The 15381-nt window shown below is 67.2% G+C and carries 12 protein-coding genes; 10 read left to right on the top strand and 2 right to left on the bottom strand.

Going from position 1 to position 15381, the window contains the following annotated elements; translation table 11 throughout:
- Nucleotides 1-16 precede the first annotated feature (16 nt).
- The 4 genes from C2U58_RS14650 to C2U58_RS14635 all read left to right on the top strand — a co-directional run bounded on the left by C2U58_RS14650 (nucleotide 17) and on the right by C2U58_RS14635 (nucleotide 6999).
- Complete coding sequence (locus tag C2U58_RS14650; RefSeq protein ID WP_253256743.1) at nucleotides 17-2581, top strand: M14 family zinc carboxypeptidase; 2565 nt, start codon at nucleotides 17-19, stop codon at nucleotides 2579-2581.
- A 94-nt stretch (nucleotides 2582-2675) separates the two neighbouring features.
- The gene (locus tag C2U58_RS14645; RefSeq protein ID WP_102946520.1) at nucleotides 2676-3470 is read left to right on the top strand and encodes a DUF4198 domain-containing protein; all 795 of its coding nucleotides are present in this window, start codon (nucleotides 2676-2678) and stop codon (nucleotides 3468-3470) included.
- A 25-nt stretch (nucleotides 3471-3495) separates the two neighbouring features.
- A complete protein-coding gene (locus C2U58_RS14640; protein WP_102946519.1) occupies nucleotides 3496-4359 on the top strand; it encodes an EF-hand domain-containing protein in 864 nt (287 codons plus the stop codon).
- 336 nt (nucleotides 4360-4695) lie between these two features.
- Nucleotides 4696-6999: a TonB-dependent hemoglobin/transferrin/lactoferrin family receptor gene (locus C2U58_RS14635; RefSeq protein WP_102946518.1), complete on the top strand. Its 2304-nt coding sequence runs from the start codon at nucleotides 4696-4698 to the stop codon at nucleotides 6997-6999.
- A gap of 126 nt (nucleotides 7000-7125) precedes the next feature.
- Here the strand turns inward: C2U58_RS14635 and C2U58_RS14630 are convergent, their stop codons facing one another.
- The gene (locus C2U58_RS14630; protein WP_102946517.1) at nucleotides 7126-8535 is read right to left on the bottom strand and encodes a DEAD/DEAH box helicase; all 1410 of its coding nucleotides are present in this window, start codon (nucleotides 8533-8535) and stop codon (nucleotides 7126-7128) included.
- A gap of 407 nt (nucleotides 8536-8942) precedes the next feature.
- On the opposite strand from C2U58_RS14630, the gene C2U58_RS14625 reads away from it, so the two are divergent.
- Together C2U58_RS14625 and maiA are read left to right on the top strand one after the other, a co-directional pair.
- Nucleotides 8943-9932 carry a fumarylacetoacetate hydrolase family protein gene (locus tag C2U58_RS14625; RefSeq protein ID WP_102946516.1) on the top strand — a complete coding sequence of 330 codons (990 nt, stop codon included), beginning with the start codon at nucleotides 8943-8945 and terminating at the stop codon, nucleotides 9930-9932.
- The gene (gene maiA, locus C2U58_RS14620) at nucleotides 9929-10597 is read left to right on the top strand and encodes a maleylacetoacetate isomerase (protein ID WP_102946515.1); all 669 of its coding nucleotides are present in this window, start codon (nucleotides 9929-9931) and stop codon (nucleotides 10595-10597) included. Before C2U58_RS14625 ends, maiA begins: the two co-directional genes overlap by 4 nt.
- 5 nt (nucleotides 10598-10602) lie before the next feature.
- Here the strand turns inward: maiA and C2U58_RS14615 are convergent, their stop codons facing one another.
- Nucleotides 10603-11730: a PilT/PilU family type 4a pilus ATPase gene (locus C2U58_RS14615; protein WP_102946514.1), complete on the bottom strand. Its 1128-nt coding sequence runs from the start codon at nucleotides 11728-11730 to the stop codon at nucleotides 10603-10605.
- Between the two features lie 98 nt (nucleotides 11731-11828).
- On the opposite strand from C2U58_RS14615, the gene C2U58_RS14610 reads away from it, so the two are divergent.
- The 4 genes from C2U58_RS14610 (at nucleotide 11829) to C2U58_RS14595 (ending at nucleotide 15262) form a co-directional block, all read left to right on the top strand.
- Entirely contained in the window at nucleotides 11829-12215 is a 387-nt protein-coding gene (locus C2U58_RS14610) for a DUF4398 domain-containing protein (RefSeq protein WP_102946513.1), read from the top strand.
- A complete protein-coding gene (locus tag C2U58_RS14605) occupies nucleotides 12212-13105 on the top strand; it encodes a hypothetical protein (protein ID WP_102946512.1) in 894 nt (297 codons plus the stop codon). Before C2U58_RS14610 ends, C2U58_RS14605 begins: the two co-directional genes overlap by 4 nt.
- A 342-nt stretch (nucleotides 13106-13447) precedes the next feature.
- Nucleotides 13448-13672 carry a YdcH family protein gene (locus tag C2U58_RS14600; protein ID WP_070207049.1) on the top strand — a complete coding sequence of 75 codons (225 nt, stop codon included), beginning with the start codon at nucleotides 13448-13450 and terminating at the stop codon, nucleotides 13670-13672.
- A 219-nt stretch (nucleotides 13673-13891) separates the two neighbouring features.
- Nucleotides 13892-15262, top strand: coding sequence for a pyridoxal-phosphate dependent enzyme (locus C2U58_RS14595; RefSeq protein WP_102946511.1), 1371 nt, complete (start codon nucleotides 13892-13894; stop codon nucleotides 15260-15262).
- Nucleotides 15263-15381: the final 119 nt, after the last annotated feature.

The following is a 15381-nucleotide window of genomic DNA, read 5'->3' as shown; positions in this document are numbered from 1 at the left end:
GTCCTTGTACCGTGGTGTGTCGCGTCCCATCGCCTGGCTGCTGGGTTCGTTGTGGTTGCTGGCGGCGCCGGCGTTCGCGCAAAGCGCCTATTTCTTCCCGAAGGCCGGCGATTTCGATCCGGCCATTCCCACCCCGCAGCAGTTCCTGGGCTATGAGATCGGCAGCCGTTACACGCGGCATGACCAGCTGGTGGCCTACTTCGACGAGCTGGCCAAACACTCGGACAAGATCAAGGTCGAGCGCATCGGCAGCAGCTACGAAGGGCGGCCGCTGCTGATCGCCACGGTGACCTCGGCGCAGAACCAGCAGCAGCTGGAGACCCTGCGCCGCCAGCACGTGACCCTGGCCGACCCGGCGCAGCCGCTGTCGGCGGCGGGCAACAGCCCGGTGGTGGTGTGGCTGGGCTACAGCGTGCACGGCAATGAGACCTCCAGCGGCGAAGCCGCACTGCTCACCGCCTACTACCTGGTGGCCAGCCGCAGCGCCGAAACCGCGCAGTGGCTGGACCGCGCGGTGGTGCTGTTCGACCCGGCGCAGAACCCGGACGGGCGCGACCGCGCGGCGAGCTGGCACAACGCCTATGCGTCCTCGCCGGCCTCGTCCGATCCGGCCGACAAGGAGCACGTGGAGCCGTTCCCGCAGGGACGCACCAACCACTACTTCACCGACCTCAACCGCGACTGGCTGGCGCTGACCCAGCAGGACACGCGTCCGAAGATCGCGTACTTCCACCAGTGGTACCCCAACGTCCAGATCGACTTCCACGAGATGGGCAAGGACAGCACCTACTACTTCGAACCGTCGCCGGCGAGCATGCACAGCCCGCTGTTGCCGGCCTCGTCGTATGAGTGGAACAAGACCCTGGCGAAGTATCACGCGCAGTCGCTGGATGCGCTGGGTTCGCTGTACTACACCGGGGAAAACTTCGACAACTTCTCGCCGGTGTATGGCTCGACCTATCCGGACTTCCACGGCGCGGTAGGTGTGACCGTGGAACAGGCCAGCTCGCGCGGCCGCGTGCAGGAGTCGGTCAACGGCCTGCTGACCTTCCCCTTCACCATCCGCAACCAGGTCGCCACCGGGCTGGGCACCGTGCGCGGCGCGGTCACCGAGCGCGATGGACTGCTGAAGCTGCAGAAGGAGTTCTTCCAGTCCGCGTTGAAGCAGGCCAACCAGCAGCCGGTGAAGGCGTTCGTGTTCGGCGACGCCAACGACCCGGGCCTGACCCGGCGCCTGCTCGACCTGCTGCTGCAGCACCAGATCACCGTGCAGGCATTGACCGCTTCAGTGACCGTCGACGGTCAGCGCTTCGAACCGGGCAGTGCGTACGTGGTGCCGACCGCCCAGCCGCAGTTCCGCCTGGTCCATTCGATCTTCGCCGAAACCCCGCCGATCAAGGGCGACGTGTTCTACGGCAGCACCTCGTATGCCATCGCGCCGGCCTACGGACTGGCCTTCGCCGGCAGCCGCAGCCGCGTGGATGCGGGCGAACGCATCCGTGCTCTGCCGGCCGAACGCGGTGGCGTGAGCGGCGGCCAGGCGGGCTACGCCTACGTGTTCGACTGGCGCGACTACAACGCCAGCCGCGCGCTGTACGCGCTGCAGGCCAAGGGCGTGGTGACCCGCGCCGCGTTCCAGCCGTTCACTGCCGCCACCGCAGGCGGCGAGCAGGCCTTCGCGCGGGGCAGCGTGGTGATTCCCGTGGCGGGGCAGACGCTGGCCGGTGACGCATTGCTGGCAGTGGTGGACGAAGTGGCGCGCAGCAGCGGCGTGCAGGTACATGCGCTGGCCAGCGGGCAGAGCCGCAGCGGCATCGACCTCGGCAGCGACAGCGTCAAGGCGCTGCGCAAGCCGGCGGTGGCGCTGGTGATGGGCGAGGGCGTGAGCGCCACCGAGATCGGCTCGGCGTGGTTCCTGCTCGACCAGCAGGTGCAGCTGCCGGCCAGCAAGCTGGACCCGGCGCAGCTGGGCAAGGTCAACCTGGACCGGTACACCACCATCGTGCTTTCCGGGGGCACCTACGGCGGCGTGGACGCGGCTGCGGTGGCCGCGCTCAAGCGCTGGATCAACGCAGGCGGTTCGCTGGTCACCTATGGCAGCGCGTCCAAGTGGGCCATCGAGCAGAAGCTCAGCGATGAACTGCTGGGTGCGGAAGAGAAGGAGCCCGACAGCGCCCGCCGTGCGTTCGGCGACCAGCGCGACATCGCCGCGATCGAGCGGGTCAGTGGCAACATCCTCAGTGCCGATGTGGATACCAGCCACCCGTTGGGCTTCGGGTTGCCGCGCAACCAGCTGGCGGTGAACAAGGAAAACGGCATCAGCTTCAAGCCGAGCCGCAATGCCTTTTCCACGGTGGTGCGGATCGATGAGACGCCTCGGGTGAACGGGTATCTCTCGGAGAGCAACCGCTCCCGCGTGGCCGGTGCCGCCTGGCTGCTGGTCTCGCCGCAGGGGCAGGGCAACGTGGTGCTGTTCGCCGATGACCCGGCGCACCGCAAGTATTGGCATGGCACCGAGCGTCTGCTGTTGAACGCGGTGTTTTTCGGGAACCTGTTGAACCCGACCAAGCCGCGGGGGTGACACACTCCCTGTGAAGAATGCGTATTGCGAATCATTCGCAATACGCATACGATGTCGCCCGCCGGCCATCCCGCCGGCGCTGCGAGCATCCGCCATGTCTTTCCGACCTGTTGTCGCCTTCCTGCTGGCCGCGCTGGCGTTGCCCGCCGCTGCCCATACGCCGTACCTGGCCCCGGCCAGCTTCGAGGTCCGCCCAGACAGCGTAGTGACCCTGGACGCTTCGTTCGCCGAAGCCTTCTTCGTGCCCGAAGTCGTCTTCGACAACAGCGAGTTCGTGGTCACCCTCCCCGACGGCACTACCCGCGCCCCGGACACCGTGCAGCGCCTGAAAACCCGCGCCGTCATCGAAACCACGCTGCCCGGCCAGACCGGCACCTACCGCTTCAGCACGGGCAACCGCCTCGGCGCGGTGTTCCGCACCTGGGACCTCAACGGCAAGCCCGGCTCCAGCCGCGACCCGGCCGTGCCCCTGCCCGCCGGCGCAAAACTCACCAGCCACTACCAGAGCCTGTCGCGGTCGGAGGTGTACCTCACCGCCGGCGGCCCGACCACGGCTGCGCTCAAGCCGTATGGCACCGGCCTGGAACTGGTACCGGTCACCCATCCGAGCGATCTCTATCGCGGTGAGCACTTCGACTTCATCGTGCAGTACGACGGCAAGCCGCTGCCGAACCAGAAGGTGGAGATCCACCGCGCACTCGGCGACGGCGCACGGCAGCCCGCACCGGAAACGCTGACCACCGACGCCCAGGGCAAGGCGCGTTTCGCACTGGCCCAGGCCGGCAGCTACCTGGCGCTGATCCGCTACCGCGGCCCGGCCCCTGCCGGCGCGGCTGCGCCGATGTACGGCAACAACTACACGCTCAGCTTCCGCGTACTCCAACCGTAACCACCTACCTTCCAGGGGGACCACCATGAAGACCACCTTGCTCACCGCGGCCCTGCTGGCCGGGGTGCTGGCGCCGGCTGCGCACGCGCAGACCCAGACCACCACCGCGCCCACGCCGGCGACCGCCTCGCCGACGGCTGCCGCGTTCCTGGGCCAGTTCGCCACCGAGGGCAGCGACAGCGTCAGCTGGGCGCAGTTCGAAACCTTCCGCAAGGCGCGCTACGCCGCCACCGACAGCAACAGCAACGGCAGCGTGGACGAGCAGGAGTACGTCGACGAGTACCTGCAGCGCTTCGACGTGCGCCTGGCCACCGCGCGCGCCGGCCACCTGAAGCAGACCGACACCCGCTTCAAGGCACTGGACCGCGACAAGGACGGCGCAATCAGCCGCGCCGAGTACGACGCAGCCGGTGAACGCACCTGGGCCGGGTACCAGAAATCGCAGGACGCCACGAGTGAAAGCGCTGCCGCCACCACGCGCGACCCGCTGAAGATGCCCACCTCGCACACTGCCAACGGCATGCTGGAGCTGTACGACGCCAACAAGGACGGCGTGGTCGACCGTGCCGAGTTCGACACGGCGCGCGCGGCCACCTTCACCGCCACCGATGCCGACCGCAACGGGTCGCTGAGCTTGGCCGAATACACCACCGAATTCGAAGGTCGCCTCGACCAGCAGCGCACCCGCGTGCGCGCCGACGCCGAGCGCCAGGCCCGCGTACGCTTCGCCGCGCTGGACACCGACAAGGACGGCCGCATGACCTTCGCCGAGTACCAAGCCTCGGGCAAGCGCATGTTCACCCGTGCCGACAGCAACGGTGACGGCGTGGTGGATGCGCGCGATCCAGAGCCGAAGGCCGGCGCGCATTCGGCCAACGGCAACCGCTGACCGTTGCCGGCGGTGCGTGGAGCCGGCCAGCGGCCGGCACTACATCCCATCGCCTGTCGCCACACCGGTAGCGCCGGCCGTTGGCCGGCCCAGGCATTGTTCATCGCAACCGTAGACCCGGTAGTGCCGGCCGCTGGCCGGCTCCACGCACCGCCTGACGCACACCGGTAGCGTCGGCCGCTGGCCGACCCACGCACCGCTTGGGCCGGCCAACGGCCGGCGCTACCACAAGCAGCACACGCATCTCCCGCCTCCAAGCCCCGCACGGTCTTTGGACTGCCGCAGCCAGGAACGGCCAACACCGCCTTTCCCTTCTTTCCTGCGGAGTTTTCCCAAATGAAGCTGTCCCTTTCCCTGCTCACGCTGGCGGTAGTCGCGTGCCTGGCCGCCCCTGCCCACGCCGAGGCCCCGGCCGACGCCAGCACCCTGGACACCGTGCGCGTTGAAGCCGAACGCGCCCAGCGTGCCAAGTCCGCCAACCAGAATGTCACCGTCCTCACCGCCGCCGACCTCGACGCCGAGATGGCGAACACCATGGAAGAAGCGATCCGCTACATCCCCGGTGTCAGCATCGTCGACATGGGCCGCTTCGGCGACAACGGCTTCAACATCCGCGGCCTGGAAAGCGACCGCGTCGCGATCACGGTGGATGGCCTGAGCCTCGGTGAGTCGGTGGAAACCGCGCGCTCCTACGAATTCTTCCGCGGCGGCCGCGGCGACGTGGACATCGACACGCTCAAGAGTTTGGCGGTGGTGAAGGGCGCCGACTCGATCAGCGCCGGCAGCGGTGCGCTCGGCGGCGCGGTGGTGTTCACCACCAAGGACCCGGCCGACTATCTCAACCCGGCAGGCAACGACACCCACATCGGCTTCAAGGCGGGCTACTCCGGGGCCAACGACGAAACCATGGGCACGCTGACCTTCGCCAACCGCACCGGCATCGTCGAATCGATGCTGGTCTACACCCGCCGCGAAGGCCACGAAACCGAGTCGTACTACGACACCACGAATGACCGCACCGGCGTTGGCCGCCGCACCCCCGACCCGGTCGACAGCACCCGCGACAACCTGCTCGGCAAGCTCGACCTGCAGTTGAACGAAGCCAACACCCTCGGTTTCATGTACGAGCGCGGCCGTGCCACCAATGACGTGGACAACCTCTCGCGCGTGTACGCCCCGGGCTACCTGACCCGCGAGGGCCACGACACCAATGACCGCGACCGGTACGGCGCGCACTACCAGTGGCTGGCCGAAAACGCCGTGTTCGACACCCTCGAAGCGCAGCTGGACCGCCAGGTCACCGAAAGCCGGGGCATCACCACCATCACCGCCGGCAGTGGCTGCCCGGGCGGCGCCATCCCGTGCCTGCGCAGCGAGAACCGCTCCACCGAGCAGACCCTGGACCGCGCCGCATTGGACTTCACCAAGGCCTTCAGCACCGGCGGCGCGCAGCACGACCTGGTGTACGGCATGGCGTGGCAGCAGCGCGACGTGGACTTCACCGCGGTGGACACGCGCTGGAACGCCGCCGGCGATGTGGCCTCGGTGGACGTGGACCCGCGCCAGGTGCCGAAGACCGACGTGGACAACTGGAACGTGTACCTGCGCGACAGCGTGCGCCTGTTCGACGAGCGCCTGACCCTCAGCGCCGGGGCGCGTTACGACCGCTACGACTACTCGCCGCAGGTGGACAGCACCTTCGTCGACCGCACCGGCACCGTGCGCGATGTCTCGTTCGCGTCGCCCAGCTGGCAGGTCGGCGCCGAGTTCCGCTTCCTCCCCGCGCATTCGCTGTGGGCGCAGGTGGGCCGTGGCTTCCGTGCTCCGTCTGTGGCCGACATGTACTCGCCGAGCAGCACCACCACCCTGATCAACGCGCAGACCGGGCAGCCGCTGGTGTTCAACGACACCGTGTCCAACCCGGACCTGTCCTCGGAGAAGAGCCTGAACGTCGAGCTGGGCTACCGCTGGAGCACCGACGCTGCGCAGTTCGGCCTCTCGGTATTCCGCGACCGCTACGACAACTTCATCGAGTACAGCACGCTCACCCAGCAGATCCCCGGCGGCTTCCGCACCACCGCGCGCGGTCCGATCCTGTATGAGCGCGCCTACACCATGCCCACCAACGCAGGGCAGGTGACGGTGAAGGGCGTGGAGCTGGAAGGGCGCGTGCAGTTCAACGATGCGTGGTCCGCGCGGTTGGCGGCCTCGTACAGCGAAGGCAAAAAGCAGAACGGCGACCCGCTGGAAAGCATCGTGCCGGCCAGCGCGGTGCTGGGCGTGCGCTATGCGCCGTCGGCGGTGTGGAACGTGACCGCAGCGGTGACCCATGCAGCGGCCAAGCACGCCGACGATGCCTATACCACCGCCGCCAACGGCACGGTCAGCACCCCGGCGTGGCTGGACAAGGCCGATGGCTACACCGTACTGGACCTGTTTGGCAGCTGGAACATCAGCGACCAGTGGAAGATCAGCGCGGGCATCTACAACCTGACCAACCGCGAGTATTACCTGTGGCAGCGCGTGCGCGGCGTGTACCAGGGCAGCAATACCTTGTACGGATACGTCAACGATGAAGGTATTGGTCGGTACAGCGAGCCCGGGCGGAACGCGCGCATCACCGTAGCGTTTAATTGGTAACCCGTAGTGCCGGCCGCCGGCCGGCTCCTCGTCCTGCCGGCATCGTGCGGATCCGGCCAGCGGCCGGCACTACGAAAAAGGGCGACGCAATGCGTCGCCCTTTTTCTTGTTCGCTACCGGCAAGGATCAACCAGCGCGATGACCACCACCGCCCGGCCCGCGCCCGCCACCGCCACGGCGCTGGCCCGACGGCGCACCGCCACGCGGCGCACCGTTACCGGCGCCACGGCTTGCACCGCGCCCGGCACCGTCACGCTGCCCACCGCCGCTCTTCGCACCGGCATGCGCATGGCGCGGCGCTTCACCGTGCGGACGACGTGCGTGCTTGCGCGGCGAACGATCGCCACCCGGCACTTCGGCCTTGCCCGGCGCGCTGTTGCCCCAGCGGATCGGGGTCTGCGGCTCGAAGCCCGGCACGTCGCGGATGTCCATGTCCTTGTCGAGCAGGCGCACGATCTGGCGCAGCAGCTTGGCTTCGTCCTGCGCCACCAGCGAAATCGCCTGGCCGGTCGAACCATTGCGGCCGGTACGGCCGATGCGGTGCACGTAGTCTTCCGGCACCATCGGCAGGTCGTAGTTGATGACCTTCGGCAGCTCGTTGATGTCGATACCGCGCGCGGCGATGTCGGTGGCCACCAGCACGGTCACGCGGCCGGCCTTGAAGTCGCCCAGCGCACGCAGGCGCTGGCCCTGGCTCTTGTTGCCGTGGATGGCGGCGGTCTTGATGCCGGCCTTGTCCAGGAACATCGCCAGCTTGTCGCAGCCGTGCTTGGTACGGCCGAACACCAGGGTCTGCTCGCGGCTGTCCTGCGCCAGCAGGTGCAGCAGCAGCTCGCGCTTGCGCGCGCCATCGACCGGGTGCACGCGGTGGGTGATGGTTTCAGCCACGGTGTTCTTCGGGGTCACCTGGATCTGCGCCGGGTCGCGCATGAATTCCAGTGCCAGCTGCTTGATGCTCTCTTCGAAGGTCGCCGAGAACAGCAGGGTCTGGCGGTTCTGGCGCGGCAGCTTGGCCAGGATCTTCTTGATCGACGGCAGGAAGCCCATGTCCAGCATGCGGTCGGCTTCGTCCAGCACCAGGATCTCGATGCCGGAGAGGTCGACGCTGCGACGCTCCAGGTGGTCGATCAGGCGGCCCGGGCAGGCCACCAGCAGGTCCACGCCACGGCGCAGCACGTCGAACTGGTTGCCCATGCCGACGCCACCGTAGATGCAGGCGCTCGGAATGCGCAGGTACTTGCTGTAGCTGCGCAGGCTGTCATGCACCTGGGTGGCCAGCTCGCGGGTCGGGGCCAGCACCAGCGCACGCGGCTTGCGCGGGCCGTTCACGGCCTGCGGATTGGTGCCCAGGTGCTGCAGCAGCGGCAGGCCGAAGGCAGCGGTCTTGCCGGTACCGGTCTGTGCGCCGGCCAGCAGGTCGCGCCCTTCCAGGGCCAGCGGGATCGCCTGCTCCTGGATCGGGGTCGGGTTTTCATAGCCCTGCTCGGACAACGCGCGCAGCAGGAACGGGGCAAGGCCCAGGTTTTCAAAAGACATCGGGTGGAAGCTCCAAAGACAAAGTAACGCCAGGCCGAATGGCCAAGCGCAAGGCAGATCGAGTTGATCGGCTTACTCGGAGCGTTCCCGTGAACCGCGCTGCGAGAATTGTGTTCAGCCGGCGCGGTGCGCAGACTGGAATGCATGACGAATGGCGTCGGAGTGGGGGCGGGCGAGGGATCAAGGATCCGGATCGCCGGCGATCCCGAAGGGAAACGGACGGCCGCTGCAGACCCACCAATTGTAATGGAACTGGGACGGCCATACCAAATGCCCCGTTCAGGTTGGGCACCCACGCCCCCGTCTCACCCGGATGGTTTATCGTCATTTGACGCAATGCGTCTTGGCACCACCGCGCATTTGGTTACACTCGAAACCTTATTTCTGCGATTCCCGGATACCCACCCATGAAGCTTGGTTCTTTGAAGGAAGGCGGCCGCGACGGCACCCTGATCGTGGTTTCGCGCGACCTGCGCCAGGGCGTGCGCGCCACCGGGATCGCCGCCACCCTGCAGCAGGCGCTGGAAGACTGGAGCCACCTGGCGCCGCGCCTGAACGCCCTGTACGAGTCGCTCAACGACGGCAGCGCCGACGGCGTGTTCGACATCGACCTGCAGGCGCTGGCCGCGCCGCTGCCGCGTTCCTATGAATTCGTCGACGGCAGCGCCTACCTGCCGCACGTGGAGCGCGTCCGCCGCGCCCGTGGCGCCGAGGTCCCGGAGAGCTTCTACACCGACCCGCTGATGTACCAGGCCACCAGCGCCGGCTTTTACGGCCCGCGCGACGCGGTGAAGGTCGTCAGCGAGGAGTACGGCATCGACCTGGAAGCCGAGCTGGTGGTCATCACCGACGACGTGCCGATGGCGGTCACCCCCGAACAGGCGGCCGGGCACATCCAGCTGGTCGGCCTGGTCAATGACGTCTCGCTGCGCAACCTGATTCCGGGCGAACTGGCCAAGGGATTCGGCTTCCTGCAGTCCAAGCCGCGTTCGGCGCTGTCGCCGGTGTTCGTCACCCCCGACGAACTGGGCGAGGCCTGGCAGGACAGCAAGGTCCACCTGCCGCTGGTGACCCACATCAACGGCGCTTGGTTCGGCGCGCCGGAAGCCGGCGTGGACATGCAGTTCAACTTCGCCCAGCTGGTCGCGCATGCGGCCAAGACCCGTCCGCTGGGCGCCGGCGCCATTGTCGGCTCGGGCACCATCGCCAATGAAGACACCAGCAAGGGCGCCTCCTGCTTCGCCGAACAGCGCACCGTGGAAACCCTGCGCGACGGCAAGCCGAGCACCCCCTTCATGTCGTTCGGCGACGTGGTCCGCATCGAAATGTTCGACGCCGCCGGCGAGAGCATCTTCGGTGCCATCGAGCAGCGCATCGAACAGGCGACACGGCCCTGAACATCCCCGCCGACCGCATCGAGCTGTTCAGCTACTGGCGCTCCAGTGCGGCCTACCGCGTGCGCATCGGCCTGAACCTGAAGGGCCTGGCGCACCAGATCACGCCGGTGCACCTGGTCCGCGACGGCGGCCAGCAGCACAGCGAGGGCTACGCCGCGCTCAACCCGCAGGAACTGGTGCCGACCCTGGTGCATGGCGAGTGCGTGGTGCGGCAGTCGATGGCGATCCTGGAGTACCTCGACGAGGTGTTCCCGGACCCGTCACTGCTGCCGGACGACGCACTGGGCCGCGCCCGGGTGCGCGCGCTGGCCCAACTGGTGGCGTGCGACATCCACCCGCTCAACAACCTGCGGGTGATGCAGTTCTTCAGCGACACCTGGCACGTGCCGCAGCCCGAGCGCGACGACTGGACCAGGCACTGGATGCAGGTGGGGTTCGACGCGATGGAGCGCATGCTGGTCGAGTCGGTGGAAACCGGGCGCTTCTGCCACGGCGACACCCCGACCCTGGCCGACTGCTGCCTGGTGCCGCAGCTGTTCAACGCGCGGCGGTTCAACGTGGACCTGACTTCGTATCCGACGCTGGTGCGGATCGAAGAGGCGTGCCTGAGGCTGGAAGCATTCGATGCCGCGCGGCCCGAGAATCAGGCCGACGCGGCAACATAACCGTCCTAGAACCCGTGCGTGATCGCCGCCGGCGTCGCCGCCGAATAATCCGCGTACGGATCATGCTCCGCGCCGCCTTCGGACAGGCGGAACTTCAACGCCAGGCCATCGCGTGAATCGGCTGCGCGCAGCGCCTCTTCCTGCTCGATGATGCCGTTCTTGGCCATCCGGAACAGGCACTGGTCGAAGCTTTCCATGCCTTCTTCCAGCGAGGCTTCCATCGCCGCCTTGATCTCGTGCACCTGGCCGCGGCGCAGCAGGTCGCGGATCATCGGCGTGTTGATCAACACTTCCGTCGCCGGCAGGCGGCGCCCGTCCTGGCCCTTGACCAGGCGCTGGGAAATCACCGCGCGCAGGTTCAGCGAGAGGTTCATCAGCACGTTGCGGTGCGCGCTCTCGGGGAAGAAGTTGAGGATGCGCTCGATGGTCTGGTCGGCGTTGTTGGAGTGCAGCGTGGCCAGGCACAGGTGACCGGTTTCGGCGAACGCAATGGCCGCCTCCATGGTCTCTGCATCCAGGATTTCGCCGATCAGGATCACGTCCGGCGCTTCACGCATCGCGTTCTTCAGCGCGTTGTGGAAGGCATGCGTGTCCAGCCCCACCTCGCGCTGGTTGACGATCGACATCTTGTGCTTGTGCAGGTACTCGATCGGGTCCTCGATGGTGAGGATGTGCCCGGTCGTGGTGCTGTTGCGGTGGTCGATCATCGAGGCCAGCGAGGTCGACTTGCCCGAACCGGTCGAACCCACCACCAGCACCAGCCCGCGCGGGGTCATGATGACGTCCTTCAGGACCTGCGGCAGGTTGAGCTCTTCGATGCTCGGAATCTTGCTGCGGATGGCACGGATCACCATGCCCACCTCACCGCGCTGCTTGAACACGTTGACGCGGAAGCGCCCCGCGTCGGGCAGGGCGATGGCCATGTTGAGCTCCAGGTCGCGCTCGAACTGCGGCACCTGGCCCTCGTCCATCAGCGAATAGGCGATTTTCTTGACCATGCCCGGCGGCAACCCGGTGTTCCCCAGCGGGTACAGCTTGCCTTCGATCTTGATGTACACCGGCGCTCCGGTGGTCAAGAACATGTCCGAAGCGTTCTTTTCGGTCATCAGCTTCAGGAAATAGCCGATATCCATGCGAAATGTTTCCCCAACAATCAGCCGCGTGCCCTTGCAGGCACGCCGCAGGCTTCCGACAATGGCCGCGCACCTACTTCAGGCGAACGGCACCCCCAATGAATCCTAGCTTCGCACAATTACGACGTACTCTGTATGTGATGGCGTGCGCATTCGCGCTCTCTGGTGCCGCCCAGGCGCAGGATGGCGCCCTGGAACTGATGCAGGCCCGGCAGGCCGTGGACAAGGCCACCCAGGCCGATGCCGACCAGTACGCCCCGGACCTGATCGCCATGGCCCGCCAGGGCCTGGAGCAGGCCCAGGCCGCCGCCAGCGACCGCCGCGAGCGCAAGAACGCCCCGGCCATGGCCGTGCGTGCCACCGCCGACGCCGACCTGGCCCGCGCCCGCAGCGAAGAAGCCACCGCCACCGCCCAGCTGCAGCTGCGCCGCAACGAGGTCACCCAGCTCGAACGCCAGCTCGCCGACGGGGAGGGCCGCCGATGAAGACCGCCCTGCGCCTTTCGCCCCTGCTGCTCGCCGCCGGCCTGGCCCTGTCGCCGCGGGCCTTCGCCGCCGAAGACCCGGCCGTGGCCCAGCTGACCCAGCGCCTGATGGCGATCCAGGCCAACCCGGACACCAACGAGCTGGCCGCCTTCGAGCGCCTGCAGGCCCAGCAGGCCATTGCCACGCTGGCCAACGCCAAGCGCCGTGACCTCGACCAGGCCCGCTACCTGGCTGATCGCCGGGTCGACATCGCCGAAACCAGCGTGCGTGCCGCCCTGGCCAAGCGCGAACTGGCCCAGCTCGAGCGCACCCGCAGCGACCTGCTGATCGAAGCCAGCCGCCGCGACGCCCAGCGCGCCCGCCAGGAAAGCGAACGCCTGCGCGTGCAGGCCCAGATCCAGGCCGAGGAGTCCGAACGCCTGCGCCTGGCTGCCGAATCCGAAGCGCTGGCCCGCCAGGATGCCGAAACCGCGCTGACCAGCGTGGCCGGCAAGCAGACCGCCCGCCTCAGCGCCGCCCAGCAGAACGCGGCCAAGCTGGCCCGCGAGGAAGCCGAGCTGGTCTCGGGCAACAAGCTGCCGGGCTCGAAGTTCGACAGCCGCGGCGAAGTGTTCACCTTCCCGGGCGACGCCTTCGCAAGCGGCAAGGGCGCGCTGTCCGGGGGCGCCAAGGGCCAGGCGCAGGCGCTGGCCGAGTACCTGAACATCGGCAAGAAGGGCCGGGTCCGGATCGAGGCCTATGACGCTGCCGCCGGGGTAGGGCAGCAGCGCGCCGAAGCCCTGCGCGACGCACTGGTCGCGGCGGGCGTCAGCGCCAGCCGCTTCCAGGTGGCGGGCAAGAAGGCCGCGTCAACCAAGGCCCGCTCGGCCGAGGTCATCATAGCCCCCTGACGGTTTCAACCCGTTGTTTTCGTTACTTTTTCGTTGATCCGCGTGTTCAGCCTGAACCCCGACTGGGCACCGCCAGCGATTTCAAACGAAACCCTTGAACCCACCCTTGGGCAGGCGTAGGGTCGATTGTCCGGGTGGCCTTCCGCGACCCGGACGATTGGAGGGCCGGGCCGATGTACCGAGGGCACGAACCAGAGCAGTCTGCAGTCCGGAATGGCCGGGCTGGGCGCATGGGTTCGCCTGCGGTCGCGGTTGACGCCGGTGCTCCTCCCGAAGACACGCCCCGTGCCTCACCGGCCGGGGCGTTCTTGTTTGTGCTGTAGACGCGATAGGAGGTTCATCATGTTTGAAGATCAGCCCCAGAGTGAAATCGACGCCCGCCTCAGTGCGGACCCGCAGTTCAAGAAGCTCTACGACCAGCATCGAAAGTTGAACAAGAAGTGTATGGATGCCTCGTTGGGCGTACTTGGGGTCGACGATGTCACCCTGGGACAGATGAAGCGTGAGAAGCTGCTGGCCAAGCAACAACTGCTTCGAATGTACGAGTCTTCCTCCCCTGTGCATTGATGTTTCCCCCGCGCCGACCCCGGGTCGGCGCCACCAGGTGGCCGGTCGGCCCACGGCCGGCACCTGACACCCAACCGCCGCGGGCGGTGTCCGTCTCCTCGTCGACGGGCACCGTCCGCGTCGCTCTTTCGGGGGTGAACAAACACGCATGGCGTGTCTTTACCTTCTATCGGATAATCGGGGGTCCGGCCGCCCTGCGGCGCGAATCGATGTGACCCGATGGCAATCCACTCCTCCGTGCTCGAACTCATTGGCAAGACCCCGATCGTCAAGGCCCAGCGCCTGGATACCGGTGTCTGCGAGCTGTACCTGAAGCTCGAAAGCGCCAATCCCGGAGGATCCATCAAGGACCGCATCGGCCTGTCCATGATCGAGGCCGCTGAAAAGCGCGGCGATCTCAAGCCGGGTGCGACGCTGGTGGAGGGCACCGCCGGCAACACCGGCCTCGGCCTGGCCTTGGTCGCCCAGCAGAAGGGCTACAAGCTCATCCTGGTGGTGCCGGACAAGATGAGCCGCGAGAAGATCTTCAACCTCAAGGCGATGGGCGCCGAAGTGCGCCTGACCCGTTCGGACGTAGCCAAGGGCCACCCCGAGTACTACCAGGACATGGCCCAGCGCGTGGCCGAGGAAACCCCCGGCGCGTACTTCATCAACCAGTTCGGCAACCCGGACAACCCGGCCGCGCACGAGTTCGCCACCGGCCCGGAGATCCTGGCGCAGATGGACGGCGACCTGGACGCCATCGTGTTCGGCTGCGGCAGCTCCGGCACCATGACCGGCCTCTCCCGCGCCTTCGCCAAGCTCTCGCCGAAGACCGAGCTGGTCCTGGCCGACCCGGTCGGCTCGATCCTGGCCGAGTACATCAACGACGGCAATCTGAACGACAAGTCGGGCAGCTGGCTGGTGGAAGGCATCGGCGAGGACTTCCTGCCCTCGATCGCCGACTTCACCCGGGTCACCAAGGCCTACGCCATCACCGACGCCGAAAGCTTCCACACCGCGCGCGAGCTGCTGGGCAAGGAAGGCGTGCTCGGCGGTTCCTCCACCGGCACCCTGCTGGCGGCCGCATTGAAGTACTGCAAAGAGCAGACCACCCCGAAGAAGGTGCTGGTGCTGGTGCCCGACACCGGTAACAAGTACCTCTCCAAGATGTACAACGACTACTGGATGCTGGACAACGGCTTCCTGGAGCGCCCGCAGACCGGCGACCTGCGCGACCTGATCCTGCGCCCGTACGGCCAGCGCGACACCGTGGTGATCGGCCCGAACGACCTGCTGACCACCGCTTACCAGCGCATGAAGCTGTACGACGTCTCGCAGCTGCCGGTGATGGACGGCGACCAGCTGGTGGGCATCGTGGATGAAAGCGACGTGCTGCTGCATGTGTATGGCGATGAATCGCGCTTCCGCGACAAGGTCGCCACCGCCATGGTCAGCAAGCTGGACCGGCTGGACGTGAAGTCGCCGATCGAGGCCCTGCTGCCGGTGTTCGACCGGGGCCAGGTGGCCATCATCATGGATGGCGGCACCTTCCTGGGCCTGATTACCCGGATCGACCTGCTGAATTATCTGCGTCGGCGGGTGCAATAACGACAATTTGGTCGACGTTCTCCGCTGAATACGTATTTGTCCGCGTCAAAGGTTGTTAAGCCGGCGCTGATAGACTTCCGCTCCTTCTTGATGGGAGCCCCACTGGGGGCTTCCGCGCC

This window comes from Stenotrophomonas sp. VV52, from assembly GCF_002893095.1.
GTDB lineage: Bacteria > Pseudomonadota > Gammaproteobacteria > Xanthomonadales > Xanthomonadaceae > Stenotrophomonas > Stenotrophomonas aracearum.
This window is presented reverse-complemented; position numbering and strand designations above follow the sequence as displayed.

Excerpts from the sequence above, each read along its gene's own strand:
- C2U58_RS14640 (WP_102946519.1), top strand. The coding sequence starts at position 3,496 with ATGAAGACCACCTTGCTCACCGCGGCCCTGCTGGCCGGGGTGCTGGCG.
- C2U58_RS14630 (WP_102946517.1), bottom strand. The coding sequence starts at position 8,535 with ATGTCTTTTGAAAACCTGGGCCTTGCCCCGTTCCTGCTGCGCGCGTTG.
- C2U58_RS14635 (WP_102946518.1), top strand. The coding sequence starts at position 4,696 with ATGAAGCTGTCCCTTTCCCTGCTCACGCTGGCGGTAGTCGCGTGCCTG.
- C2U58_RS14625 (WP_102946516.1), top strand. The coding sequence starts at position 8,943 with ATGAAGCTTGGTTCTTTGAAGGAAGGCGGCCGCGACGGCACCCTGATC.
- C2U58_RS14610 (WP_102946513.1), top strand. The coding sequence starts at position 11,829 with ATGAATCCTAGCTTCGCACAATTACGACGTACTCTGTATGTGATGGCG.
- C2U58_RS14645 (WP_102946520.1), top strand. The coding sequence starts at position 2,676 with ATGTCTTTCCGACCTGTTGTCGCCTTCCTGCTGGCCGCGCTGGCGTTG.
- C2U58_RS14605 (WP_102946512.1), top strand. The coding sequence starts at position 12,212 with ATGAAGACCGCCCTGCGCCTTTCGCCCCTGCTGCTCGCCGCCGGCCTG.
- C2U58_RS14600 (WP_070207049.1), top strand. The coding sequence starts at position 13,448 with ATGTTTGAAGATCAGCCCCAGAGTGAAATCGACGCCCGCCTCAGTGCG.
- C2U58_RS14595 (WP_102946511.1), top strand. The coding sequence starts at position 13,892 with ATGGCAATCCACTCCTCCGTGCTCGAACTCATTGGCAAGACCCCGATC.
- C2U58_RS14615 (WP_102946514.1), bottom strand. The coding sequence starts at position 11,730 with ATGGATATCGGCTATTTCCTGAAGCTGATGACCGAAAAGAACGCTTCG.